The organism is Nonomuraea sp. NPDC003201 (assembly GCF_053590415.1).
In genome coordinates this window covers 1-24615 of the sequence record NZ_JBSFTC010000164.1, presented here as the reverse complement: position 1 = coordinate 24615, position 24615 = coordinate 1, and the positions used below count along the sequence as shown (strand labels likewise).

The 24615-nt window shown below is 69.6% G+C and carries 21 protein-coding genes and 1 rRNA gene; 18 read left to right on the top strand and 4 right to left on the bottom strand.

All coding sequences use genetic code 11. The annotated features are described in order from the left end of the window. Nucleotides 1–123: 123 nt before the first annotated feature. A 5S ribosomal RNA gene (gene rrf / locus ACWDX9_RS38800) occupies nucleotides 124–240 on the top strand. A gap of 476 nt (nucleotides 241–716) precedes the next feature. Here rrf and ACWDX9_RS38795 read toward each other — a convergent pair. Then, the gene (locus tag ACWDX9_RS38795; protein WP_449963345.1) at nucleotides 717–2408 is read right to left on the bottom strand and encodes a hypothetical protein; all 1692 of its coding nucleotides are present in this window, start codon (nucleotides 2406–2408) and stop codon (nucleotides 717–719) included. Here ACWDX9_RS38795 and ACWDX9_RS38790 point away from each other — a divergent pair. Then, entirely contained in the window at nucleotides 2346–3479 is a 1134-nt protein-coding gene (locus ACWDX9_RS38790) for a hypothetical protein (RefSeq protein ID WP_449963343.1), read from the top strand. The genes ACWDX9_RS38795 and ACWDX9_RS38790 overlap by 63 nt on opposite strands. A gap of 659 nt (nucleotides 3480–4138) precedes the next feature. On the opposite strand, the gene ACWDX9_RS38785 is transcribed toward ACWDX9_RS38790, so the two are convergent. Further along, nucleotides 4139–5074 carry an MBL fold metallo-hydrolase gene (locus ACWDX9_RS38785; RefSeq protein ID WP_449963340.1) on the bottom strand — a complete coding sequence of 312 codons (936 nt, stop codon included), beginning with the start codon at nucleotides 5072–5074 and terminating at the stop codon, nucleotides 4139–4141. A gap of 110 nt (nucleotides 5075–5184) precedes the next feature. Between ACWDX9_RS38785 and ACWDX9_RS38780 the strand changes: the two genes are divergently transcribed. Continuing rightward, entirely contained in the window at nucleotides 5185–5604 is a 420-nt protein-coding gene (locus tag ACWDX9_RS38780) for a single-stranded DNA-binding protein (protein ID WP_449963337.1), read from the top strand. A gap of 430 nt (nucleotides 5605–6034) precedes the next feature. Here ACWDX9_RS38780 and ACWDX9_RS38775 read toward each other — a convergent pair whose 3' ends face one another. Next, entirely contained in the window at nucleotides 6035–8032 is a 1998-nt protein-coding gene (locus ACWDX9_RS38775) for a DUF1015 family protein (RefSeq protein WP_449963334.1), read from the bottom strand. Nucleotides 8033–8152: 120 nt separating this feature from the next. Between ACWDX9_RS38775 and ACWDX9_RS38770 the strand changes: the two genes are divergently transcribed. Continuing rightward, nucleotides 8153–8575 carry a tetratricopeptide repeat protein gene (locus tag ACWDX9_RS38770; RefSeq protein WP_350739880.1) on the top strand — a complete coding sequence of 141 codons (423 nt, stop codon included), beginning with the start codon at nucleotides 8153–8155 and terminating at the stop codon, nucleotides 8573–8575. 780 nt (nucleotides 8576–9355) lie between these two features. Then, nucleotides 9356–10327, top strand: a complete 972-nt coding sequence (locus ACWDX9_RS38765; RefSeq protein ID WP_449963331.1) for an HAD-IIA family hydrolase — start codon at nucleotides 9356–9358, stop codon at nucleotides 10325–10327. Between the two features lie 884 nt (nucleotides 10328–11211). Here the strand turns inward: ACWDX9_RS38765 and ACWDX9_RS38760 are convergent. Then, the gene (locus tag ACWDX9_RS38760; protein ID WP_350739886.1) at nucleotides 11212–11559 is read right to left on the bottom strand and encodes an SCP2 sterol-binding domain-containing protein; all 348 of its coding nucleotides are present in this window, start codon (nucleotides 11557–11559) and stop codon (nucleotides 11212–11214) included. A gap of 128 nt (nucleotides 11560–11687) precedes the next feature. Here ACWDX9_RS38760 and ACWDX9_RS38755 point away from each other — a divergent pair, with 128 nt between their 5' ends. The 13 genes from ACWDX9_RS38755 to ACWDX9_RS38695 all read left to right on the top strand — a co-directional run bounded on the left by ACWDX9_RS38755 (nucleotide 11688) and on the right by ACWDX9_RS38695 (nucleotide 24417). After that, nucleotides 11688–11849, top strand: coding sequence for a hypothetical protein (locus ACWDX9_RS38755; protein WP_449963328.1), 162 nt, complete (start codon nucleotides 11688–11690; stop codon nucleotides 11847–11849). After that, nucleotides 11846–12658 carry a TlyA family RNA methyltransferase gene (locus ACWDX9_RS38750; protein ID WP_350739891.1) on the top strand — a complete coding sequence of 271 codons (813 nt, stop codon included), beginning with the start codon at nucleotides 11846–11848 and terminating at the stop codon, nucleotides 12656–12658. The genes ACWDX9_RS38755 and ACWDX9_RS38750 overlap by 4 nt, the downstream gene beginning before the upstream one ends. Continuing rightward, nucleotides 12655–13554 carry an NAD kinase gene (locus ACWDX9_RS38745; RefSeq protein WP_363970093.1) on the top strand — a complete coding sequence of 300 codons (900 nt, stop codon included), beginning with the start codon at nucleotides 12655–12657 and terminating at the stop codon, nucleotides 13552–13554. Before ACWDX9_RS38750 ends, ACWDX9_RS38745 begins: the two co-directional genes overlap by 4 nt. 105 nt (nucleotides 13555–13659) lie before the next feature. Continuing rightward, nucleotides 13660–15369 (top strand): DNA repair protein RecN, encoded by a 1710-nt coding sequence (gene recN, locus ACWDX9_RS38740; RefSeq protein ID WP_449963323.1) that lies wholly within the window; start codon nucleotides 13660–13662, stop codon nucleotides 15367–15369. Between the two features lie 73 nt (nucleotides 15370–15442). Then, nucleotides 15443–16639 carry a putative cytokinetic ring protein SteA gene (steA, locus tag ACWDX9_RS38735; RefSeq protein ID WP_449963320.1) on the top strand — a complete coding sequence of 399 codons (1197 nt, stop codon included), beginning with the start codon at nucleotides 15443–15445 and terminating at the stop codon, nucleotides 16637–16639. Beyond that, a complete protein-coding gene (locus tag ACWDX9_RS38730) occupies nucleotides 16636–17613 on the top strand; it encodes a copper transporter (protein WP_449963317.1) in 978 nt (325 codons plus the stop codon). The genes steA and ACWDX9_RS38730 overlap by 4 nt, the downstream gene beginning before the upstream one ends. A 1-nt stretch (nucleotide 17614) precedes the next feature. Further along, complete coding sequence (locus tag ACWDX9_RS38725) at nucleotides 17615–18478, top strand: hypothetical protein (RefSeq protein ID WP_355200592.1); 864 nt, start codon at nucleotides 17615–17617, stop codon at nucleotides 18476–18478. Between the two features lie 73 nt (nucleotides 18479–18551). Beyond that, nucleotides 18552–20165: a murein biosynthesis integral membrane protein MurJ gene (murJ, locus tag ACWDX9_RS38720; RefSeq protein ID WP_449963314.1), complete on the top strand. Its 1614-nt coding sequence runs from the start codon at nucleotides 18552–18554 to the stop codon at nucleotides 20163–20165. A gap of 137 nt (nucleotides 20166–20302) precedes the next feature. Further along, entirely contained in the window at nucleotides 20303–21382 is a 1080-nt protein-coding gene (locus ACWDX9_RS38715; protein ID WP_449963311.1) for a glycosyltransferase family 4 protein, read from the top strand. Nucleotides 21383–21559: 177 nt separating this feature from the next. Continuing rightward, the gene (locus ACWDX9_RS38710; RefSeq protein WP_185077015.1) at nucleotides 21560–22543 is read left to right on the top strand and encodes a TerC family protein; all 984 of its coding nucleotides are present in this window, start codon (nucleotides 21560–21562) and stop codon (nucleotides 22541–22543) included. Nucleotides 22544–22651: 108 nt separating this feature from the next. Then, nucleotides 22652–23293, top strand: coding sequence for a phosphatidylserine decarboxylase (locus ACWDX9_RS38705; RefSeq protein ID WP_364855059.1), 642 nt, complete (start codon nucleotides 22652–22654; stop codon nucleotides 23291–23293). After that, the gene (gene pssA / locus ACWDX9_RS38700) at nucleotides 23280–24104 is read left to right on the top strand and encodes a CDP-diacylglycerol--serine O-phosphatidyltransferase (protein WP_350739917.1); all 825 of its coding nucleotides are present in this window, start codon (nucleotides 23280–23282) and stop codon (nucleotides 24102–24104) included. The genes ACWDX9_RS38705 and pssA overlap by 14 nt, the downstream gene beginning before the upstream one ends. 37 nt (nucleotides 24105–24141) lie before the next feature. Beyond that, on the top strand, nucleotides 24142–24417 hold the full coding sequence (locus tag ACWDX9_RS38695) for a hypothetical protein (protein WP_449963307.1): 276 nt from the start codon (nucleotides 24142–24144) through the stop codon (nucleotides 24415–24417). Nucleotides 24418–24615: the final 198 nt, after the last annotated feature.

Sequence of the window (24615 nt, the reverse complement as noted above, 5' to 3'; positions counted from 1 at the left end):
GTGGAGCTGACCGGTACTAATAGGCCGAGGACTTGACCACAAAGCAGACTTTTCTAGTCGTTGCTCGCGTCCATTATGTGATTCTGAGACAGCAAGCGGTTGTGCTTGTGTGTTTCGGAGGGTTACGGCGGTTATGGCGGGAAGGAAACACCCGGTTACATTCCGAACCCGGAAGTTAAGCTTCTCTGCGCCGATGGTACTGCACTCGGGAGGGTGTGGGAGAGTAGGTCGCCGCCGGACAATCTTTGAGGGGGTTCGACGCCTTGGGCGTCGGACCCCCTTTTTTTTGTGTGCTGTGCCGGCTGTGGTGGGAGCTGTGAGGCCTTCCCTCGCGCGGCCGGCTGCCCGCCCTTCCACTCACTGGCCACATCGGTTTCCTAGGCCACATTTCTGTAGCTGTGCCGTGCGCTAACAGCGCAGCTGTGCGCTGTTCTGCAATTCGAGCACCTTCGTTGACAGACGACGGGGCCTTGGCCGCCCCGACGGCAGAGTGGCAAGTTCGGCGAATCCCGTTCACGGATCAAGATTTCCGCGAGGCTTGGTGACAGTACGAACACCCTCGCTGACCGTGCGTTTCTGGTCACGCCGATATATGGCTTGCGTCCGGGCTCATGGACGTACTGGGGCTTGCTAGGCTGGAAGGAACCGGGCCACCCCACAGGTGGCCTTCGTCGCGTAAGGCCCGAGAGGCGGCGACCAGCCACGGTGGACCGTCGTTAAGAGTCCGCTGAGTGAGCCAACGAAATGGACCAGAAGTGAACAGTGATAACGGATCGGACGGCGGACAGCGCGGGCGCGGCGACTATGGGGACAGGCGCTCCAGCGGAGGCGGCAGGAGCGGCGGGAGCGGCGGGTACGGCTCTCGCGGGCGAGACTCCGGCGGCGACCGTCCGTTCCGTTCCGACGACAGGTCGCGCTCCTACGGTCGTGGAGACAGGACGCCGCGGCGCGATGACGGATATAGGGACGATCGCGGCCCGCGTCGTGAGGGTGACGAGCGTCGTTCGTTCGGGGACCGGGATGACCGTGGGCCCCGTCGTGAGGGCGGTTTCGGCGAGCGGCGCGAGGGCAGGTATGGGGACCGTCGTGAGGGCGGCTTCCGTGAGGACCGCGGCCCGCGCCGCGAGGGTGGCTTCAGCGAGCGCCGGTACGGTGACCGCCGCGAGGGCGGGTCGCGTGACGATCGTGGTCCGCGTCGTGAGGGTGGCTTCCGCGATGATCGGGGTCCGCGCCGTGAGGGCGGGTTCCGTGACGATCGTGGTCCGCGTCGTGAGGGTGGCTTCCGCGACGACCGTGGACCGCGCCGCGAAGGCGGGTTCCGTGAGGACCGCGGCCCGCGTCGTGAGGGCGGCTTCGGCGACAGCCGTGGCCCTCGACGCGAGGGTGATGATCGCGGGCCGCGGAGTGACGATCGTCGTACCTACCGGGACCGCGACGATCGCGGCCCCCGTCGCGAGGGTGACGAGCGTCGTCCGTTCCGGGATCGGGATGATCGCGGTCCTCGTCGTGAGGGCGGGTCCGGCGACCGGCGCGAAGGCAGGTACGGCGACCGTCGTGAGGGCGGCTCCCGTGAGGACCGCGGCCCGCGCCGCGAGGGTGGCTTCGGCGAGCGCCGGTACGGCGACCGCCGTGAGACCGGGTCTCGTGACGATCGAGGGCCGCGCCGCGAAGGTGGGTTCCGCGATGATCGTGGTCCGCGCCGTGAGGGCGGGTTCCGTGACGATCGTGGTCCGCGCCGCGAAGGCGGGTTCCGCGATGATCGTGGTCCGCGCCGTGAGGGCGGGTTCCGCGATGATCGTGGTCCGCGCCGCGAAGGCGGGTTCCGCGACGATCGTGGTCCGCGCCGTGAGGGTGAGGAGCGTCGTTCGTTCCGGGATCGGGATGACCGCGGCCCCCGTCGCGAGGGCGGTTACGGTGACCGGCGTGAGGGCGGGGGTGGCCCCCAGCGCGAAGGCTCGCGTCCGTTCTCGAGGGACGACCGCAGCCCCCGCCGGGAAGGCGGCTACGGCGACCGGCGTGAGGGCGGGTTCCGGGAGGACCGGGGTCCGCGTCGTGAAGGCGGATTCGGTGGCAGGCGCGAGGGCGACCGCGGGCCGCGTGGCGGCGGCGACCGTCGCGAAGGTGGCTTCGGTCCCCGCCGGGACTCGCGGCCGTTCTCGCGGGACGACCGCGGCGAGCGCCCCGACTCCTCGGGCACCCGCGCCAGGTACGGCAGGTCCGACCGTGACGCCGAGGCCCCGCAGCGCGAGAAGCTGCCCGAGGTCGCGCCCGACATCACCGCGGACGAGCTCGACAAGGAAGTCCGCGAGGAACTGCGCTCCCTGCCCGGCGACCTCGCCGAGCTGGTGGGCCGGCACCTCGTCGCCGCCGAACGGGCGCTCGAGGACGACGACCCCGACCGGGCGCACGAGCACACGAAGGTGGCACGCAGGTTCGCGGCCAGGATCGGTGTCGTACGGGAGGCCGCGGGCATCGTTGCCTACCGCGCGGGACACTTCTCCGAGGCGCTGAGCGATCTGCGCGCGGCCAGGAGGATGACGGGCTCTGACGCGTATCTGCCGGTCATGGCCGACTGCGAGCGCGGTCTCGGCCGTCCGGAGCGGGCGCTTGACCTCGTACGTTCGCCAGAGGCCGAACGCCTCGACCGCGCCGGACGCATCGAGCTGACCATCGTCGAGTCCGGCGCCCGGCGTGACCTGGGCCAGCTCGACGCCGCCGTGATCACCCTGCAGCGCCTCCCCGAGCTGCGTGACCCGCAGCCCAGGCCGTGGTCGGCACGGTTGGCGTTCGCGTATGCGGACGCTCTGGCCGAGGCCGGGCACCAGGAGGCGGCTACGGACTGGTTCGGGCGGGCGATGGCCTTCGACGAGGATGGGGAGACGGAAGCGGCCGAACGCTATGCCGAGCTGACCGGGTCCGTCATCGAAGACGTCGAGGAGGAGTTCGACTACGAGGACGACTTCGACGACGCCGGCGCGGCCGAGGCAGCAGAGGCGGCCGAGGACGTGGATGACGCCACAGCCCTGGCCGAAGCCGGCGACCTCCTGGCCTCCCCGGAGAACGTCTCGGACGAGGCACCCGCCGACGTGGTCGATGAGGAGTCCCCGGAAACGGCCCCGGCCGAGGAGGAGTCGCGGGAAGCGGCGCCGGCCGACGTCCTGGAAGAGCAGCCGGCGGACGTTCTGGACGAGGAGCCGCAGGAGGCGGCCTCGGCAGACGTACTGGATGAGGAGTCGCGAGAAGCCGCCCCCGCGGACGCATCGGATCGCGGGCAGCAGGCTGCCCCGGCCGAAGCGCCCGAGCAGCCCGGTCCCGCCGACGCTGCCGAGGAGCAGACTGAGCGGCCTGCTCAGGAGGCCCCGAAGCAGGCCGAGGCGCCGAGCATCACCCCGGCGTTCATCGAGCCCAACTTCGGAGACGCGCTCAACGACGAGTCCGACGAACCCGCCTCGGACGTCAAGCGCAAGTCCGACGACTGACGCCACGTCCCCGCCGTACCCGGACCGATACCGCCGTCATCCGACGGTCAAGCCGGTCCGGTACGGCGGGGACGGGTGGGCGGCCGCTCACGGTCTCATCCGATGGCGAACGCCCGCCCATCCGGTCCGCCGGGGAATCCTGTACGGCATGATCGTGAGAATCCCTCGCGCGATTGATGCCGAGGAACTCGGCCCTCGTACTGCGCCGAGGAACCCAGCTCACGTCCATCGGCCCTGAGATCCCATACGTATCCGACCGCGTGAAGTCCCGGACCGCTCTCCCGGCGAGAAATCGCGCAAGTCTTTGACGGCGAGAAATCCTGCGTAGCGTTGACTTGCGAGGAGCCCCGTACACGCGTGACCTAGGGAATCTGACGTCGACGAAGTCGGTACACGTGCAACGGCACGACGCCCCCTGACCCATACGACGCCAAGAACCGCCACACACGGGAGCACGACGCCCCCTGACACACGTATGACGCCGAGAACCGCCATACGCACGGGGGCACGACGCACCCCTACGCATGACGCTGAGACCCCCAACACACACGGCTTTTGTGGCGAGATTTACTGGCCAGGCGCCGAAAGCGGGTACCGGCCGGGCGACGGCGGGGACATCCGCCCCGCCCCCATCTCCCGGCACCTCCCGCAACACGCGACTACGGTGAGACGCGGTTGAGCCAGTGGAGGATCCCCGCCACGTTCGACGGAGCACCACTCAACATCTCGAGTTGCTCCGCCGCCCCATCCTCCCCACCAGCAGCCTCCAACGCCCGATAGCGATCCTTGGTGCGATCCCTGACCATGGCGACGGCGTGGTCCAGATCCATCCCCTCAGCATGAGCCTGCCGAGTGAGATCAACCCAGATGCGAAGCTCCTCCGCAGACCGCTCCAAAGTCTCCTGTACGGCATCGACCGGCCCATAGTGGCTGAACAGCAGCCGTTGCGGCCCAAGCGCCTCGAACAACGCGATCGAATCGAGCGCCGTCTCCAGGTCGAAGTCCGGCGGCGGCGTCGCGGGACGGAGATCGCCTGTTTCGGGGAGGTAGACGCCGGCCGCGTCGCCGACGTACAGGTCACCGGTGGCGGAGTCGATCAGGCCCACGTGGTGTTTCGCGTGCCCAGGGGAGTAGTGGCTGTTCAGCGTGCGTCCGTTGCCCAGGTCGATGGCCCCGGTGTCGCCGAGGGCCACGATGCGTTCGGCCTCGGTGGGCGACAGCTCACCAAATAGTGTGTCGAGCTTGTCACCCCACACCATCCGCGCACTGGCCATCAACCGTGACGGGTCCGCCAGATGGCGGGCGCCCTTCTCGTGTACGACGATCTGCGCGGACGGGAAGAACTTGGCGATGTCGCCCACGCCACCGGCGTGATCCAGATGAATGTGCGTCACCACGACGGTGGCCAGGTCCTCCGGGCCGACACCGAGCGAGGCCAGCGCATCGCGCACCACAGGGGCCGAGGTCGAGGTGCCCGTCTCCACGAGGCACGGCCGATCCCCCAAAATCAGATAGCCGGCCGTGATACCCGTGTATCCAGCCATTTTGGTGTCGATCTCATAGACGTCGCCACCCAACGCGGTGATGTTATCCACAGGAACTCCCGAGCCTCCAGCAGCTGTCCCCAGAACGGCATTCCAGCCGATCCGGCCTCCTCCTCATCGTAGATAGTGATCTCCACCAGAGCACCGATAGGAGGACGACAGTGGACCGAAACGAAGTCCTGCTGGTAGGCCGGCTGTCGGCGGGGGTCGAGGAGCACTCCTTGCCCAGCGGCGACACCGTGGCGAAGTGGCGCATCATCGTGCGCCGCCGCCGCAACCGACGCGGAGCCGCACTGACCGACAGCATCCCGTGCGTCACCTTCGACCCGGAGACGGCGGCCACAGTTCGCGGCCTCAAACCCCGCGACTACATGGAGGTGACCGGATCCTTCCGCTGCCGTGTCTTCGGCCCGTCCGCGGCCAAGATCTGGCGGTATGAGGTGGAGGTGAGCTCCGCCAGACCGTACGAAGCTGACGTTCCCCTCCCCAGCGACCTTCCGGACAGCCCCACCTACAGCGCTCACGGAAGCCTCGCCGCCCTGATCCCCCGCCAAGTGGTCTACCTCGCCCCAGCAAGCTGACCCACCGGGCGCGGAGGGTTGGCGTGCGCGGAGACCGCCGGAGCCTCGCCCGGTCGTGGACAGCGCCCTCTCGTGGGGTGGCGGGCCGGCCTGTCGCGGGCGTGGATTTCCTCGGCCGTCCGTCGACGGAGAGCACGAAACTGGCCGCCGCGGTCAGCGGTGGTGCTCGCGGTCATCACGTGGAGTCGTTCCGCCGGGCCGCGCTCGCTGGCGGGTGGCTGCGCTGGCCATTGATCGGGGCTGTCCGTGGCTGGGCGGTCGTGCTGGGTGTTGCACCGTTCCGTGAGCCCCGCAGCCCACGGGTGGTTCTCGCAGGAGCCGCTGTGCAGCGCTTTATGGACGGCGGGGACGTCCTTACGCTCGCCGCGCAGACGGCGGACGTCGGCGGTCGTGAAGAATCATGCGCCGCGGTTGGGAGGAGACGGCTGCGTCAGTCGATGGCGAACGTACGGAGGACCAGGCCGGTCCTGGGCTTCGGACCGAAGGAGGTGGACTTGCGGGGGACTCGTTCGCCGCCCGCAGCGACGGCCAGTACGTCGTCGACCGCGAGCGGCTTGAGGAGCACTGCGGTGCCGCCGGTGCGGATGGCCAGTCGCACCGCGGCGTCCGTGTCGTGATGGACGATGCGTACGGCCTGCTCGTCATCGCGCATGCCCCACACCTTGGGCAGGACGAACTCCGTGAGGATGGAGGTATTGAGGGAGTTCCAGCGCTCGGAGTGGTCGGGCGGCATGGCGCGGGCGAGCTGCACCGGGTCGGGGTTGGTGAGCAGGTGCGTGCCGCCCTCCCCGCCGAGCAGGAAGGCCGGCTCCGCAGCCTCCTTCAGGGCGGCCAGGCCCTGCGCCAAGTCGTCGAAGTCGTGAACGCGCCACGCGCCCCTGGCCTTGGCGACCGCCTCGGCGAGGGGGAGCCCGGGGATCACGCGGTGGATGGCCTGCAGATTGGGCGGGTACGCGGTGGAGTCGACGAGCAGGGCCAGCCCGAAGTCCCACGGCCCGACCACGGGTTCCGGCGTCGAGCGGCCGCCGCCTGAGCGCCCAGATCCGGCCTTGTCGGCGACACCATCGGTCCCGGAGACCTGGGGGATGTCAGGGATCGGCGGCTTCCTATCCTGATCGAGGTTCCCGCTGGGGGAAGAAGTCTGTGATTCCGAAGGGATGGCGGGATGAGGTGGTTGAGCCGCTGGTTCGACGTCAGAGGAAGCCGACGGGGTCTCAGCCGTGGCGTCGGGTCGAGTTGCTGAGGTGATGGCGGGCTGCTCGGCTTCTCGAGTGGTCGCTGGAGGCGTGGTGGTGCGGAGCGGGTGGGTCTTGGGGACGGCCACCGGTTCTGCCTCTACGGCGGTGGATGACAGCGCCTTTGAGACGCTGGATGGTTCTGGCTCCAGAGCAGTGGGTGGCTGGGTCTTGGAGGTGGTGGACGGTTCTGCGTCCTGAGCGCCAGGTGACTCGGTCTTTGAGGCAGGCCGGGAGAGGTGGGCTTCTGACGTGGCGGTGCGCGGTGGAGACGGCTGCGTCTGTGGGATGTCGAATGGTTCCGGTCTCGTGGCGGTGGCGACCGGCTGCTCGGGCTGGGCCGAGCGGTGGGTGGCGTGCTCCTGGCGTTGGAGGACGCGGTACGTCGCATACCGGTGGTGGCCGTCGGCGATCAGGGCTTGGCGGTCGTGGAGGTCGGCGTTTATCGCGTTGATCTCGGATGTGTCCGTGATGGCCCACAGGCGATGCGTGAGGCCGTCCTCAGTGCGGGCGGACACGAGGGGGCGCCGTTCCGAGGCCACCTCGTCCACCAGGCGAGTGGCCGTGCCGTTGTCGCCGTTGTAGAGGAGGAAGATGGGTTCGAGGTTGGCCTGCGTGGTGCTCATGAGGGCGAGCCGGTCGGTGATGGGGCCCGGCATGACGTCCTCGTGAGGGAGGATGATGCGCTGCCCCGGATCGGCCAGGCCCACGTCGCCGATCAAGCCGCGTTGCAGCACGTTCGGCCCGCTCTGCTCGTACACGTAGAGCGCCGGAACGTCGTCCGGCACCAGGACACCCGTGTCCAGCCAGGCTCTCAACGTGTCCCGCGCCTTGGCGTAGCGGGTTTCAAGCCCGGCGTCGGACGGTGTGGGAGGAACGGACGCCTGCTGCTGCGTGGTGGTCGGCTCGCCGTCAGCCGACGGGCGGTGGGGTGCGGTGCTGGGTGTTTGGTTTGGTTCCTGTTGCCGATGGGGGGCTGGTGGTTTGACGGAGGAATCGCCTCGGGGGGAGCGGGGAAGGATGAGTCGGACGACGTTGTTCGGATGGGAGTCCAGGAGGGCGTCCACGTCGGCGTCGGAGATCAGGTCGTATGGCGGGGAGGTCACCTTGGCGGGATCTTCGACGGCGAAACGTACCCCTCGGAAGGGTCGCAGCACCAGCCCGTCCGGCATCGGCAGTTCAGGAGTCCCCATACCGGGCATGCTCCCATAAATGCTTGTCCCTCCCGGAAGTCGCCCCATGGTTGCAGCCCGTGCCCGTTTCGTAGCAGGGCGAAGCGGGTCCGTCGTTCAGCGATGAAGGAGTCCCCACGCATGGCCCACGATGGAAACGTTCAGAACGAGAATTCAGGTGCTCCCGGGGGCGGTGTTTACGATTGGTATCAGCGTGGGGTGAGATTGCTGAAAGAGGGCAGCCCGGCTGCCGCTGCCGCGTTGCTGGAGCGCGCTGCCGCGGCTGAACCCGCATCGCGCAGCATTCTGGAGGCGTTGGCTCGGGCGCAGTTCAATTCACGGCAGTACGCGGAGGCTGCTGCTAGTTTCCGGCAGATCGTGAATGCTAATCCGGCCGAGGATTATGCCTATTTTGGGTTGGGGTTGTCGCTGTGGCGGACCGGGGATGTGGAGGGGGCCCAGGAACCTCTGGCCATCGCGGTGGCCATGCGGCCGGATGAGCGGCATTATGTGTCGGCTTTGAAGAGTGTTCGCGCTACCTTGCGAGCTCGTCGCGAAATGTAGTCGGAGGACGTGGGGGGTCGGTGAGCCGCCCTGGTCTCTTGTGGTCGTCTTCTTTGGCTGTCTGAGCTATGTGGTACTGGGTGTGGGATGCGTGTTGAGCGATGCCTTGCGTTGTTCCGGCAAGGGTTCGGTGCTTGAGTCGGCCTGGTGTGTGAGTGGGCGGTAGGCGGCGTTCTTGTCGTCCTCGTGCGGGATCGAGTGGTCGGCAATGGCGTCGCGCTGTTCGGCGGTTGGCGATGGAGCGGGGGCGTCGGTCATGTCTTGTGGTGCGGGGGCGGGCGTGGTGGGCCGTGAGGTTGGCATTGGGTGATCTCGTGGCGCCCGGCGCGGGTGAAGACTGCTCCGGTTTGCAAGCTGGGGTTGGTGGTTGTGGGACACCACTTGTGCGATCGGCGGTGTGGAGAGCTGGCCTCCCGGTGCCGACGATGGTGAGCAGACTGGCGATGTAGCCAGGGTGGGTTGCGAAGCTTAGGTGGGCTGTGGGGTGGGTGTGTTTGGGCTGCGAGGAAGGGCCGCTGGCTCAGTCGGCTCGACAAGGCGGCCGTGAGTGCGGCGGTTGCGGCCGTTGTGATGAGGGCGTTGGTCGGTGTGAGCGTGGGATCTGAACTTGGCTGCCTTGCGCATGTAGGGATGGATGTCCCTGCCTATGCGCGCGGGGTGTGGAGGTGGGTGTCCACGTGCATGGGCGGTGGGCGTGGAAATGGTCGGCCCTTGTGTGGGTGAGGGTTGCGGCGGCGCTAAAGTCGCACGCGGCGTGAGAGTCAAACGGGGAGAGGCACTGTGCTGATCGACGGCTATGACACCCTGCTGCTCGACCTCGACGGTGTGGTCTATCTGGGCAGCCATGCGGTGCCGGGGGCGCCGGCGGCGTTGGAGGAGGCTCAGCGGCGTGGGGTGCGGCTGGCGTACGTCACCAACAACGCCTCTCGTACACCTGCTGCCATCGCCACTCACCTTCGCGAGCTTGGGGCGCCGGCCTCGGCTGACGACGTGGTGACTTCGGCTCAGGCCGCTGCCCGGTTGGTCGCCGAAAGGGTGGCGCCTGGGTCGAACGTGCTCGTCGTCGGAGGGTCCGGGTTGCGGTTGGCCCTACGGGATCGGGGGCTTCGGCCGGTTTCTACCGCCGCCGAGTCGCCTGTTGCCGTGGTGCAGGGGATCGCCCCCGGGCTGTCGTATGGGCTGCTGTCGGAAGGGGCGCTGGCGGTGCGGCAGGGGGCGTTGTTCGTGGCCTCCAACGGGGACAGCACGATGCCTACCGGGCGAGGGGAGTTGCCGGGGAACGGGGCGATGGTTCGGGTGATCGCGACGGCTACCGGGGTTGAGCCGGTTTATGCGGGTAAGCCTGATCCGCCGTTGCATCGGGAGTCCATGATCCGTACGGGGGCGCGGCGGCCGTTGGTTGTGGGGGATCGGCTGGACACCGATATCGAGGGGGCCTCCAACGCGGGGGTTGAGAGCCTGCTGGTGTTGACCGGGGTGGCTACGCCTGTCGATGTGCTGACGGCGGGACCGCGTCATCGGCCCACCTATATCGGTGAGGATCTGCGTACGTTGCTGGAGTCTTATCCCGAGGTGCGGGATGGGGCTTGCGGGGGGTGGCGGGCTCGGTGGCAGGACGGCGTGCTGCGGCTCGATGGCGACGGGAGCCGGATTGACGGGCTGCGGGCTGCCTGCGACGCGGCGTGGGCCGTGGCTGGGGAAGGGCGGGTCGAAGAGGACGCTGTGAAGCCCGTGCTGGATCGTCTGGGCTGAGGTTCGCGAAGGCTGGGCCACCGTTGAGGGTGCGCCGGTCCCGCTGAAGTGCTGCCGGGTTGAGGCAGGCGGGTGGATCTGGCGCAGGGGTGTTGGGTGGTTGAAGCTGCCTCTCGCTGCCTCTCGCTGCCGCTGCTGCCGCTGCTGTGGTCCCCGTCCTTGTCCCCGCCGCTGCCGTGGTCGTCGGCACCGCTGCTGCCGTGGTGGCTGCTGCTGGACGGGTGGACTGGCTCGGATGTCTCCGCTGCGTGCCGTCGCCGGGATTGGGGTGGCGGCGGTGGGTGTGGGGCTGGTTGGCGTTGGGGGCGTGTGCGGCCCTGCTGGGGGTGCGGGCTGGGAGCCGGTGAATCTGCTCAGGGCTGGCTGGCGTTGGGGGTTGTGCTGCCGCCGGGGTTGCGGGCAGGGAGGCGGTGAGTCTGCTCGGGGCTGGTTGGTGGTGCCTGCCCCCGCTTGCTGCTGCGTCGCTGCTGCTGGACGGGCCGGTGTTGGCGACCTGATGTCTCGGCTGCGTGGTGTTGCTGGGGTTGGGGCGCGCGGGGTGGAGTTGGCGTCAGGGGTGGGCTGGCAGCAGGTGGTGCCATCGTGGCGACTATGCCGGTCGCGGTCGGTGGTCGTCAGGTGGTCTGCTTCGTTCGGGAGGGCGGGCAGACGGAGGGAGGACGGGCAGGGGCCTCAGAGGCGGTGAGTGGTGAGCCGCCCTTGGGGGCGGCTGGGGAGGGTTGGGGTCGTGTGCGGGCCCGAGGGCAGGGCGGCCAGTTAGCTGGGCAGGGTGGCTGGTTCGTTGGTTGGGGTGGCGGGTTCGTTGGGGTGGGGTGATGGGCTTGTTGGGGTGGCGATGGGTTTGTTGGGGTGGGGTGGTGGGTTTGTTGGGTGGGCGGGTTCCGTTAGAGGAGTCTGCGGAGGCGGAGGAGGTCGCCGAAGCTGGCGTCGACCTTCACTCGTCCCCCGAGGAGCGCGCGAGCGAGATCCAGCTCCCCGTCCACCAGAGCGATCAGGTCGTCGCTCGCGATCGTGAGCTTGACGTCCGCCGGCTTGCCGTCCGATGGTGGACGCTCGGTGAACGGGTCGAGCCCTCCGTGGTGCAGTCGGCCGTAGAAGATCACGTCGAGGTCGGGAACCCGGCAGCTGACCGTCCGCTCGACCACGTGCTTGGCACGATCCTGCTCGTCGATCTCGTCGAACTGGGCGACGAGCTTCACCAGTGCCGCCCGGCACTCCTCGACGCTTGCCATGATGCGTATCCTTTCATTTCCCTTTGCGGACGGTAGCGTTCCACATCAGTAGCACCCCTGTATGAGCTTCAACGCGTGACACGCCTGCCAAGGTCCCGGGCGCTCGCGGGAGGCGTTACGGTCGAGTCATGAGTGAGCTGCCGGAGGAGACCGGCAACGAGGGGGTCGATGCCATCGTGGCCGGTCTGGGCCGCCTTGGCGAGCTGCCGGTGAGTGAGCACGTTCAGGTCTTCGACGAGGCGTTCTCCGGGCTCGAGTCCACGCTGGCCACCGCAGTGGAAGAGCAGTGAGCCGGCGGATCCGCCTCGACAGCGAGCTGGTACGCCGGGGCCTGGCCAGGTCGCGCGAGCAGGCCGCGCAGCTCATCGAGGCCGGCCGGGTCAGCGTCGGGGGCCAGGCGGCGCGCAAGCCCGCCACCCAGGTCGAGACCGCCTCCGCCATCGTGGTGGCCGAGTCGGAGGACGGGCCCGACTACGTTTCGCGAGGAGCGCACAAACTGCTCGGCGCGCTCGAAGCGTTCGAGAACCTGAGCGTGGAGGGCCGGCGGTGCCTCGACGCGGGCGCCTCCACCGGCGGGTTCACGGACGTGCTGCTGCGCCGCGGCGCCGGTCACGTGCTCGCCGTGGACGTGGGATACGGCCAGCTGGCCTGGTCGCTGCGTACCGATGAGCGGGTGACGGTGATGGAGCGCGTCAACGTACGCGACCTGACCCCCGAGATGGTCGGCGAGCCGCCCACGCTGGTCGTGGGCGACCTGTCGTTCATCTCGCTGCGGCTGGTGCTGCCCGCTCTGGCCTCGGTCGCCGCGCCGCGGGCCGATTTCGTGATGCTGGTCAAACCGCAGTTCGAGGTGGGCAAAGACCTCGTCGGGGCGGGTGGGGTCGTGCGCGATCCCGAGTTGCGCAGGCGTTCGGTGAGCGATGCCGCCGCCAAGGCCCGGGAGCTGGGGCTGACCGTGCGCGGTGTGACCGCCAGCCCGTTGCCGGGACCATCGGGAAATGTCGAATATCTGCTCTGGCTGGGCAAAGGGGAGGGCGAGCCAGCTGTCGCCGACCTCGAAGCCGAGATCCAACGTGCCGTCGCGGAAGGGCCGCAATGAAACGGACCGTGCTGGTCGCCGTACACACCGGGCGTGACGCCGCAGTCGAGAGCGCTCGCCTGGTCATCAACCGGCTGGTGGACGCCGGAATCAACGTCAGGGTGCTCGAGACCGAGTACGCCGAGGTCGGCTGCGGCGGCGTGGAGACGGTGCCCGGAGACCCGGGCGCGGTCAAGGACGCCGAGGTCATGATCGTGCTCGGTGGCGACGGCACGCTGCTGCGCGCGGCCGAGCTGACCAAGCCGGCGGGCACGCCGCTGCTGGGGGTCAATCTCGGGCATGTCGGGTTCCTGGCCGAGGCGGAGGTCGCCGACCTGGCCGAGGCGGTCGACAGCGTCGTGGCGGGTCGCTACGACGTCGAGGAGCGCATGACCATCGACGTTCTCGCCAGGCAGAACGGCCGGGTGATCGCCGACACGTGGGCGCTCAACGAGGCGACCGTGGAGAAGCAGGAGCGCATGCTCGAGGTGGTCGCCGAGATCGACGGCCGCCCCCTGTCGCGGTGGGGGTGCGACGGCGTGATCTGCGCCACCCCGACGGGCTCGACGGCCTATGCTTTCTCGGCGGGCGGGCCCGTCGTGTGGCCGGAGGTGGAGGCGCTGCTCATGGTGCCCATCAGCGCGCACGCGCTGTTCGCCAGGCCGTTGGTGGTCTCGCCGCGTTCCACGCTGGCCGTCGAGATCCTGCCCGAGACGCCGGGCGGCGTCCTGTGGTGCGACGGGCGGCGCCGCTTCGAGTTGCCGTCGGGCTCGCGGGTCGAGGTACGCAGAGGCGCCGAGCCCGTACGCCTGGCTCGGCTGCACGGCGTGGAGAACAGCGGCGCGCCGTTCACCGACAGATTGGTCGCCAAGTTCGAGCTTCCTGTTCAGGGCTGGCGCGGAAGGGTGCGACCCTGAGTCAATGGAGGCGGGACCGCGTAGGATCGCCTGGGCACACGTTGGCACACGTGTTCGGAGACGGCGCGGGTGACCATCAGACACGGCAGTGAACGGGAGTGGGCAGTGCGACCAAGGGTCGAGGAGGTCCGCATCCAGGGGCTCGGCGTCATCGACGAGGCCGTGCTCGAGCTTTCGCCGGGCTTCAACGTGGTCACCGGCGAGACCGGCGCGGGCAAGACGATGGTCGTGACCGGGCTCGGGCTGCTGTTCGGCGGCCGGGCCGACCCCTCGCGCATCCGTCCGGGGGCCGATCGGGCGCGCGTCGAGGGCACGCTGGTCATCAAGACGGACGGGCGCGTCTCCCAGCAGGTCGAGGACATCGGCGGCGAGGTCGAGGACGGCGAGCTGATCATCTCGCGCACCGTCTCGGCCGAGGGCAGGTCCAGAGCCTGGCTCGGCGGGCGCACCGTGCCCGTCGGCACCCTGACCTACCTCGCCGACGACCTGGTGGCCGTGCACGGGCAGATGGACCAGCAGCGGCTGCTCCAGCCGGCCAGGCAGCGTGCGTCGCTCGACCGTTATGCCGGAAACGAGCTGGTCAAGCCGCTGCGGGCGTACTCGCAGGCGTACAAGCGGCACAAGCAGGTCGGCGCGCTGCTCGAGGAGCTGACCACCAGGGCCAGGGAGCGGACGCAGGAGGCCGACCGGCTGCGGTTCGGGCTGGAGGAGATCGAGAAGGTCGACCCCAAACCGGGCGAGGACACCGAGCTGCGCGGCGAGGAGGAGCGGCTCTCGCACGCCGACGCGCTGCGCAGCGCCGCCACCACCGCGCACACCGCGCTGCTCGGCGACCCCATGGAGGCGGCGGGAAGCCCCCACGACGTGGTCTCGCTGCTCGGCGAGGCGCGTACGGCCGTGGAGGCCGTACGCGACTTCGACCCCCAGCTCGCCTCCGTGGCCGACCGGCTGGCCGAGGCCGGCTACCTCATCTCCGACGTGGCCACCGACCTGGCGGCCTACGCGGAGTCGATCGAGGCCGACCCGGCGCGGCTGGCGGCGGTGCAGGAGCGCCGCTCCGTGCTGTCCGGGCTGATCAGGAAATACGCGGAGGACAGCGCGGGTGTCCTGGCCTGGGCACAGCAGGCCGCCACGCGGCTGGCCGAGCTGGAGGGCGATGACGAGCGCATCGAGGAGCTGACCCGCGAGCACGAGGAGCTGACCGCGCGGCTCACCGATATGGCCGCCGAGCTCACCAGGGTGCGCGAGAACGCCGCCGAGCGGTTCGGCCGGGCCGTGACCGAGGAGCTGACGGCGCTGGCCATGCCCCATGCCAGGGTCGTGGTGCAGCTCAGCCAGAGCGAGGAGTTCGGCCCCGAGGGTCGCGACGAGGTGGAGCTCCGGATGGCCGCCCACCCCGCCGCGCCGCCGCTGCCGCTCAACAAGGGCGCCTCCGGCGGCGAGCTGAGCCGGGTCATGCTCGCGATCGAGGTGGTGTTCGCGGGGGCGGACCCGGTGCCGACGTTCGTGTTCGACGAGGTGGACGCGGGGGTCGGCGGCAAGGCCGCGGTCGAGATCGGGCGCCGGTTGGCCAGGCTCGCCCGCACCGCGCAGGTGATTGTGGTCACTCACCTGCCGCAGGTCGCCGCGTTCGCCGACCAGCATCTGGTGGTCGAGAAGGCCAGTGACGGCAGTGTCGTGCGCAGCGGCGTGGTCACGCTCGACCACGAGGGCAGGGTACGCGAGCTCTCCCGCATGCTGGCGGGCTTGGAGGACTCCGAATTGGGCAGAGCCCACGCGGAAGAACTCCTGGGGCTGGCCGCGGCAGACAGGTGATCCTGGGTGACATAGTGGACACGCCGCGTCATGCGTGGCCTCTGCGCTGTTTCGCTCTGGCAGGATGGTCTTGATGAAGGTTCCGGGAAGCAAGATGCCGGGCCTCCGCGGCCGGAAGGTCGGAGACCTTCCAGGTGTAACGGCAGTGGCGAGAATCGACCGGCGGACCAAGAGGCTGACAAAGCGCCTCCAGCCCGGGGAAATTGCGATTATCGACCACGTTGACGTTGACCGGGTCAGCGCGGAGGCGCTCGTCGCATGCGGTGCCGCAGCGGTGGTGAACATCGCCTGCGGTATCAGCGGCCGCTACCCCAACCTGGGGCCCCAGATTCTGCTCGAAGCGGGCGTGCCGTTCGTCGACAACGTCAATCAAGAGCTGTTCGAACGCGTCAAGGACGGTGACGTCGTACGCGTCAGCGACGGCGTGGTCTACCTCGACGACGACATCGTCGGCAAGGGCAGCGAGCAGACCGTCGAGGCCGTCGAGTCGGCCATGGCCGAGGCCCGCGCCGGGCTCGCCGTGCAGATCGAGGCCTTCGCCGTCAACACCATGGAGTACGTCCGCGGTGAGGGCAAGCTGCTCATCGACGGAGTCGGCGTACCTGAGATCCGCACCCCCATGGAGGGCAGGCATGTCCTCATCGTGGTGCGCGGGTATCACTACAAGGAAGACATCGCCACCCTTCGCCCCTACATCCGCGAATACCGTCCCGTCCTTGTCGGCGTCGACGGCGGGGCCGACGCGCTCATGGAGGCCGGCTACCTGCCCGACGTGATCGTGGGCGACTTCGACTCCGTCTCCACCAAGGCCCTGACCTGCGGCGCCGAGCTCGTCGTACACGCCTACCGCGACGGCAGGGCGCCGGGCCTGGAGCGCGTCCACCAGCTCGGCCGCGAGGCGGTGATCTTCCCTGCCACCGGCACCAGCGAGGACATCGCGATGCTCCTGGCGGACGACAAGGGCGCCGAGCTGATCGTGGCCGTGGGCACCCACGGGACGCTGGAGGAGTTCCTCGACAAGGGGCGCCCGGGCATGGCCAGCACGTTCCTCACCCGGCTGATCATCGGCAGCAAGCTCATCGACGCCAAGGGCGTGAGCAGGCTCTACCGCAGCCGCATCTCCACCCCGCAGCTGCTCCTGCTCGTGATCACGGCGCTCATCGTGATGAGCGTCGCGCTCTTCCTCTCACCGATCGGCCAGACCTGGCTGAACGGTCTGCAAGATGCCTGGAACGCCTTCATCTTCTGGCTGGTCGGACTTTTCTCGTGATCGATTTTCGCTACCACCTCGTCTCCATCGTCGCGATCTTCCTGGCGCTCGCGGTGGGAATCGTGCTGGGCACCACGCTGCTGCAGGAGCCCGCGGTCAAGTCGGCGCAGGAGGTGGCCGCCCAGCTCACCAAGTCGAAGGAGGAGCTGCGGACGCAGCTCGACGCGCTCCAGGGCCGCGAGGCCGGCAACGACGCGCTCATCACCGCCCTGACGCCGGACCTGGTGGCGGGTGACCTGGCGGGCCAGCGGGTGCTCCTCGTCGAGACGCCCGGCTCCAGCACCACCGTTCGCGAGGCCGCGCAGCAGGTGCTCACGCAGGCGGGCGCGGAGATCTCCGGACGGGCCTCGCTGACGGAGAAGTTCTTCGACCCCAAGGGCGTCGGCGTGCTGGACGGCCTGGTCAACCAGCTCAAGCCGGCCAACATGATCTTCCCGGCCACGGCCACCTCCTGGGACCGGGCCGCCATGCTGCTCTCGGCCGCCTTCGTCACCCCCGACCAGGCGCAGGCCAACACCCCCAACCCGGCCACCACCGATGTCGTCAGCTCCTTCGAGACGGGCGGGCTGCTCACCACGGACGGCGACCCGGTCAAGCGGGCCACGCTCGCCGTCATGCTCGCGCCGGAGAAGCCGTACGAGGGCGAGAGCGCCGAGGTCCAGGCGGGCGCGCTCGTCTCCGTGGCCGGTGGGCTCGACCTGGCGGGCAAGGGCACGGTGCTGGCCGGGACCGTCGCGACTCCCGCCGCGCCCGGCGACCCGATCGCCGCCCTGCGCGACGACGGCGAGGTCTCCAAGAGGGTCAGCTCGGTCGATACCGCCGACATGCCCGCGGGCCGGGTCGCGATCGTCTACTCTCTCCGGGAGCAGCTCAACGGGCGTGCCGGCCAGTACGGCATCGGCAAGGGCGCCTCGGCGATGCTGCCCACGGTGACGACCGCCACTCCGTCCCCCACCACCCAGTCAGGGAGCTGACATGCCTGCCACCCAGGCCCGTGGCCTCCTCTACGCGCTCGCCGGTGCCGCGATCGGCGCCGCGGCCGCGCGGGTCGCGTACGCCGCGTTCACCCGCAACAAGCCGGCCGACCTGAGCGGCCGCTGGACGCGCAAGAACCACCGCGGCGAGCCCATCACGCTGCTCGAAGGCCCCGCGTTCGTGGCCGGTGCGAGCACGGCGGCCGCGCTCACGCCCGGCCTGCCGGGGCGGTTGCGCCTGGCAGCGCTCGTCGCGGGCGCGGGCAGCGGCGCGCTCGGCGCCTACGACGACCTGTACGGCACCACGTCGTCCAAGGGCTTCAAGGGCCACCTGACCGCACTCGCCCGAGGCGAGGTCACCAGCGGCGCCGTCAAGATCCTCGGCATCGGCGCCACCGGGCTCGGCGCCGCCGCCCTCGTCTCGCAGGGACCGGTCGACACCCTGGTCAACGGCGCCGCCATCGCCGGCGCCGCCAACCTCGCCAACCTCTTCGACCTGCGCCCCGGCCGGGCCATCAAGGTGGGCCTGCTGACCGGCGGCCCGCTGCTGGCCGCCTCCCTCTTCCGCGACTCGCCCGCTGCCGCGGCGCTGGCCGCCGTGCCGCTGGGGGCCGCCGCGGCGCTGCTGCCGGACGACCTCGGCGAGCGCGCCATGCTCGGCGACGCCGGGGCCAACTCCCTGGGCGCCCTGCTCGGGCTCGCCGCCGTCACCAAGCTGGGCCGTCCGGGCCGCTACGTCCTGCTGGGCACCGTGGTGGCGCTGACCGCCGCCGCGGAGAAGGTCAGCTTCACCAAGGTCATCGCCGGCAACCCCGTGCTCAACCGCCTCGACATGCTCGGCCGCCGTCCGGTCGACCCTGTGTGACCGCTCGCTTGTCGGTACGACCTGCCAGGATGTTCTGCGTCGGCGCGATCGGGCGCGGGGCTGGGGAGGCCGGGTGGCAGTGGTGACGGCGCGAGGGGTCGCGGGCGGCGCCATGCTCATCGGGGCCATCACGGTGCTGGCACGCGTCGCCGGGTTCGCCAAGCAGTACGCCTTCGCCCAGACGGTGGGGACCAACTGCCTCTCGACCGCCTACATGACGGCCAACCAGATCCCCAACATCGTGTTCGAGGTGGTCGTCGGCGGGGCCCTGGCCGGGATGGTCGTGCCGGTGCTCGCCGCCCGGTCCTCGGACGACGACCGGGAGACCGGCGAGCGGGTGGGGTGGATCAGCTCGGCGCTGCTGACATGGGTGGTCGTGGTGCTCGTCCCGCTGGCCGTGCTCACCGCGCTGTTCGCCGGGCCGGTCATCGGGCTGTTCTTCGGCTCCCCGATCAAAGGGTGCGACATGGGCGCGGTGACGGCGGTCGCCACCCGGATGCTGGTCGTCTTCGCACCCCAGATCCCTCTTTACGGCGTCGCCGTCGTGCTCTACGGCGTGCTGCAGGCGCACAAGCGCTTCGCCGGGCCCGCGGGCGCGCCCCTCGTGTCCAGCATCGTGGTCATCGTGGCCTACCTGCTGTTCGTGCCGCTCAGCGGTGGCGACAGCAACCCGAAGCCGCTGTTGGGCCCGGCCGAGCTTGCGCTGTCGCTGGGGACCAGCCTGGGGGTGCTGTCCCTGGTGCTGGCCGTGCTCGGGCCCACGGCCCGGCTGGGGTTGAGGTGGCGGCCCACCCTGCGGTTCCCCGAGGGGGTGGCCGGGCAGGTGCGCCGGCTCGCCTTCGCCGGGATCGCCGCGCTCCTCGCCCAGCAGGCCGCCACGATCGTGGTGCTGGTGCTGTCCAATCACGCGATCGGCAACGGCGCCATCGTCGTCTACAACTACGCGTGGGCGATCTACCTGGTGCCGTACGCGGTGCTGGCCGTGCCCATCGCCACCAGCGCGTTCCCCCGGCTGTCCGCGCAGGCCGGCGAGCCGCGGGCGTTCGCCGAGCTGGCGGCGCGCACCACGCGGGCCGTGGTGCTGGTGTCCGGGCTGGCCGCCGGGGTGCTGGCCGCCGCGTCGGGGCCGGGAGCGGTGGTGTTCCTCGGGATCAAGACCCAGGTGGACCCGTCCGAGCTGGCCCACGCCATCGCGCTGTTCGCGCCGGGCCTGGTCGGATACGGGTTGATCGCTCACCTGAGCCGGGTCCTCTACGCGGCCGGCCGCGGCCGGGAGGTCGCCATCGGGACCGTGACGGCCTGGGTGGTCGCGACGGTCGCGCAGGCGGTCTTCGCGCTGGCGCTGCCCGGGGGGTGGAAGATCGGCGGCCTGGCGCTCGGCATGAGCGTCGGCATGAGCGTGGGCGGGGCGCTGCTGCTCGGCTCCGTGGTTCGCACCCGGGGGAGCGCGGCGGTGGCGGGCCTGCCCCGGGCGGCGGCCGCGGCGGCCGGGGGTGGTTTCCTGGGCTACCTGGCAGGGACCGGCGTGGTGGGGCTGGTCGGGGCGAGCGGCATCTGGCCCAACGTGGGGGCCACCGTCCTGGCCGCCGCCGTCGCGCTCGTGGTGGGGGCCGTGGTCGTGGCCCTGGTCGATCGCGCCGACGCCGAAGCCGTGGCCGGGCTGCTGCGCCGGGGCGGGCGGGGTTGAGAGCAGGCGGGCTCGGGCGGGCGGGGTTGAACGGGCGGGGTTGAGCAGGCGGGGTTGAGCGGGCCGGGCTGAGCGGGCCGGGTTGAGCGGGCCGCTCTGTGGCCCGGCGGTCGGGAGCGGCGAGGAAGGAGCGGGTTGTGCGGGTGGCTTTCGTGCTGGGCACCACGTCCGGCGGCACCGGGAGGTATGTCCGGATGCTGGTCGAAGGGCTGGTGCGGCGCGGGCATCAGGTGGCCGTCATCGGGCCGCGCAGCGTCGAGGAGCAGTTCTCCTACGGTCGTGCCGGGGCGCGGTTCGCGGCGGTGGCCGTCTCGGACCGGCCGCACCCCGCGAACGACCTGCGCACCGCGCTCGTCATCAGGCGGTTGACCCGGGACGCCGACGTCGTACACGCCCACGGGCTGCGGGCCGGGGCGCTGGCCGCCCTCGGGAAGCGGGGCGGGCCGCGACTGGTGGTCACCCTGCACAACGCGCTGACCGCGGGAGGGTTCGTCGGGCTCGTCTACGGGGTCCTGGAGCGCATCGTGGCGCGGCTGGCCGATCACGTGCTCGTCGTCTCGCCGGATCTCGGTGCGGGCATGGCCCGGCTCGGGGCCCGCGACGTGCGGGCCGCCGTGGTGCCCGCGCCCGGGCTCCGGCCGGTGGCACGCACCCCGCGGCAGGTCCGGGACGAGCTGGGCGCGGGCGACCGGCCGGTGCTGCTGACGATCGCCCGGCTGGCCCAGCAGAAGGGGCTCGAGACGCTGCTCGACGTCGCCGCCGGGCCGTGGCCGTCCGAGCAGCCGTTGTTCGTGGTCGCGGGGGACGGGCCGCTGCGCGGGGAGCTGCAGAGCAGGATCCAGGCCGAGAGCCTGCCCGTGGTGCTGCTGGGCAACCGGGACGACGTGCCCGACCTGCTCGGGGCCGCCGTCGTGCTGGTGATGCCGAGCCGGTGGGAGGGCCAGCCGCTGACCCTCCGCGAGGCGCTCATGTCGGGAACGCCGGCTATAGCATCCGATGTGGGTGGAATTCCAGAAATTTTGGGGGATGCTGGGATCTTGGTTCCACCCGGGGATGTCGAGGCGCTGCGCCGGGCCGTACAGGCGCTCGTAGCTCCCGGAGCTGCGGAAACGCTCGCCGCGGCGGCCGCGCGGCGGGGGCTGGAGATGCCCGGGGACGACGACGCCGTCGAGAGCGTGCTGGCCGTTTACGGTGGTCAAGATCCAAAGGATGATTAGGCCGCGCCGAACGGTTCTCATATACTGCCTGGGTTAGGGAGGGGAGTATCCCTTCGCGACAGCCTCGTCATCACGGTGCAGCCCCGCTCCACGGGGCCCCCGGGGCTGCCGGTCCGCGGATTTCAGCGGGCGGGAGAGACCTCCGGCAATGAGTCGTGCATGCCGGAGGGTCTTGACGTGACTGTACCCGTGTGGGCCTGGATCGCCGTGATCGGCGGTCTCCTTGTCGTCCTCGCCATTGACTTGTGGATAGTCGACCGTGGAGAAGCCCGAGAGTTCTCCATGCGGCAGGCCGGATACTGGGTGACCTTCTATGTCGCCCTCGCCATTGTGTTCGGAGTGCTCCTGTGGGCCACGGTCGGAGGAGACAAGGCCGGTGAGTTCTTCGCCGGCTACATCACCGAATACAGCTTGAGCGTCGACAACCTCTTCATCTTCTTCATCATCATGAGCAGATTCGCCGTGCCACGCCAATACCAGCACAAGGTGCTGCTCGTGGGCATCCTGCTCGCGCTGGTGATGCGCGGTATCTTCATCGCGCTCGGGGCCGCCGCCCTGGAGCGCTTCAGCTGGCTCTTCTACGTGTTCGGCGCCTTCCTCGTCTACACCGCGATCAACCTCATCCGCCAGCACCTCAAGGGCGAGGAAGAGGAGTTCAACGAGAACGTCGTGCTGCGGTGGGTGCGCAGGGCCTTCCCCACCACCGACGGGTACGTCGGCTCCAAGGTCACCGTCAAGATCGACGGCCGGCGCATGGTGACCCCGATGCTCATCGTGATGGTCGCGATCGGAAGCACCGACCTGCTCTTCGCGCTCGACTCGATTCCGGCGATCTTCGGGCTCACCAAGGACCCGTTCATCGTCTTCACGGCCAACGCGTTCGCCCTGATGGGATTGCGTCAGCTCTACTTCCTGCTGGGCGGGCTGCTGCAGCGACTGGTCTACATCAGCTATGGTTTGGCGTTCATCCTGGGGTTCATCGGGGTTAAGCTGATATTGGAGGCGTTGCACGCCAGCCATGTCTCCTGGGCGCCCGAAATTCCCATCTGGGTGTCGCTCTCGGTCATCGGCGCCACCATGGTCATCACCACCGTGGCCAGCCTGATCAAGGCCCGCATCGACGCGCGCAAGGGCGAGGAACCGCACCCGGAGCAGGTCTAGCGAAAAGGGCTTCGAGGCGCTTTGCTTGTGTAGTTGTGCCGTGTAATAGTTGCTAGTTCTGTAACATCACGGCAAAGCGCCCAATCCAGTCACCATCAAAGGTTGTACGTGTCAGACGATTCTGCCAAGTCGAGCCGCGTCAGGCTCGCACGCGGGGTCTCCCCGTGGCTCCTCCCGACGGTGGCCGCGGCGGCCGCCACCGCGCTGCTGACGCGCCGAGACCGGCGCTGGGCGCTCGCGGCGGTGCCGCTGAGCGCACTCACCGGCGGTATGCTCTGGTTCTTCCGCGACCCTGACCGCACTCCCGGCGAGGGACGCATCCTGTCGCCCGCCGACGGCGTGGTGCAGAGCATCGACCCGTGGCCGGACGGCCGCACCAGGGTCGCGATCTTCATGAGCCCGCTGAACGTACACGTCAATCGGGCCCCTCTTGCGGGAAATGTCACCTCCGTGCAGCATGTGGCAGGTGGGTTTCTGCCGGCGTTCAACAAGGACAGCGACCAGAACGAACGCGTGGTGTGGCATTTCGAGACCACGCTGGGCGACATCGAGATGGTGCAGATCGCGGGCGCGGTGGCGCGCAGGATCGTGCCATACGTGAGCAGCGGTGCGAAGGTGGCGCAGGCCGAGCGGATCGGGCTCATCAGGTTCGGTTCGCGCGTCGACATCTACCTTCCCGAAGGGATCTCTCCCGCGGTGTCCGTGGGTGAGAAGACGGTTGCGGGGGTGACCAGAATTGACCGCGGCTGACGCCGGCAGTTGGCAGGCGGATGAGGAAGAACCTCGTGGTCCCGTCGGCAAGGCGTTCCGCCTGTCCGCCGCGGACTCCCTCTCGCTGGGCAACGCGGTCTGCGGGTTCCTCGCGGTGTGCGTGCTGGCCTACTCCGCGATCCAGCAGCTGACGGTCGCCGGCGGTCATTTCACGCCCGTTCCCAGCTCTTTCGCCACCGCCATCGTGCTGCTGCTCATCGGCGCGACGTGCGACCTGTTCGACGGCCTCGTGGCGCGGCGCTTCCGAGCCTCCGCGATGGGCGCCGAGCTCGACAACCTGGCCGACGTCATCAGCTTCGGGTTCGCGCCCGCGTTCATGGTCGTGATCTGGGGCGGGTTCACCAAGGAGGTGCCGTTCCCGATGGTGGTCGGGGCGGCGGCGGCCGTGCTGGTGGCCGGCGTCGTACGCCTGGCCAGGTTCGCCTGCGTCAAGACCAAGAGCGGCGACTTCATGGGCCTGCCCATCCCCATGGGGGCCATGACCGTGATCTCCATCGTGCTGCTGTTCCAGCCGAGCGTCTGGTCCCTGCTGGCCGTGCTCGCCGTGGCGTGGCTGATGGTCAGCCGGATCGAGTACCCCAAGCCGAAGGGGCAGCTCCTGGCGGGCGTCCTTGGCTGGATCATGGTGAACGTGGCGTTCCTGACCTTCTGGGTGGCCTGGCCCGAGGGCGGCGACATGCCGATCAAGATCGGCGCGAGCATGCAGATCGCGCTCGTGGCGGCGATCCCTCTGCGGGTGCTGGTCTACAAGCGGGAGCAGCGCCGCGAGGCCGAACGTATTAACAACTGACCGGGATTTTTCGTCTTACTTCGGCTTTGATGGAGCCATGTCGGCTACGCCGCGCGAGCACACGCGCACGTACTATCTCGGCAAGCTGGCCGCGGAGCTGGAGCAACGCGGGCTGACGGCCACGCTCCGGCCCTACCCGCCCGTGTTGCGGATCAGCGATCCCGACACGGCGCTGCTGGCGGAGACGGTCGACTGCGTGCCGATGTCCGAAGGATGGTTCTATCGGTGGTCATGGGGCGAGGTCGTCGGCCTGGCCGACGACCCCGCCCTCGCCGCCGACCGCATCCTCCACGTCCTCTCCACCCATCCCTAGGCCCATTTTTACGGCCGTGCACAGTGGGTCGCGTGCCGGTCTTCAAGCCCATTTTTTGCGGCTGTGCACGGTGGGTCGCGTGCCGGTCCTCAAGCCCATCCTGTACGGCTGCGCACGGTGGGCCGCACGCGCCGACGTCAGTGGCCGTCTGTCATGGCCGGTCGTGAAGGCTCACGGGCTGCTCGCCGTGACGACGCG

Excerpts from the sequence above, each read along its gene's own strand:
- ACWDX9_RS38775 (WP_449963334.1), bottom strand. The coding sequence starts at position 8,032 with ATGGGGACTCCTGAACTGCCGATGCCGGACGGGCTGGTGCTGCGACCC.
- ACWDX9_RS38770 (WP_350739880.1), top strand. The coding sequence starts at position 8,153 with ATGGCCCACGATGGAAACGTTCAGAACGAGAATTCAGGTGCTCCCGGG.
- ACWDX9_RS38760 (WP_350739886.1), bottom strand. The coding sequence starts at position 11,559 with ATGGCAAGCGTCGAGGAGTGCCGGGCGGCACTGGTGAAGCTCGTCGCC.
- ACWDX9_RS38755 (WP_449963328.1), top strand. The coding sequence starts at position 11,688 with ATGAGTGAGCTGCCGGAGGAGACCGGCAACGAGGGGGTCGATGCCATC.
- ACWDX9_RS38745 (WP_363970093.1), top strand. The coding sequence starts at position 12,655 with ATGAAACGGACCGTGCTGGTCGCCGTACACACCGGGCGTGACGCCGCA.
- steA (WP_449963320.1), top strand. The coding sequence starts at position 15,443 with ATGAAGGTTCCGGGAAGCAAGATGCCGGGCCTCCGCGGCCGGAAGGTC.
- ACWDX9_RS38725 (WP_355200592.1), top strand. The coding sequence starts at position 17,615 with ATGCCTGCCACCCAGGCCCGTGGCCTCCTCTACGCGCTCGCCGGTGCC.
- ACWDX9_RS38695 (WP_449963307.1), top strand. The coding sequence starts at position 24,142 with ATGTCGGCTACGCCGCGCGAGCACACGCGCACGTACTATCTCGGCAAG.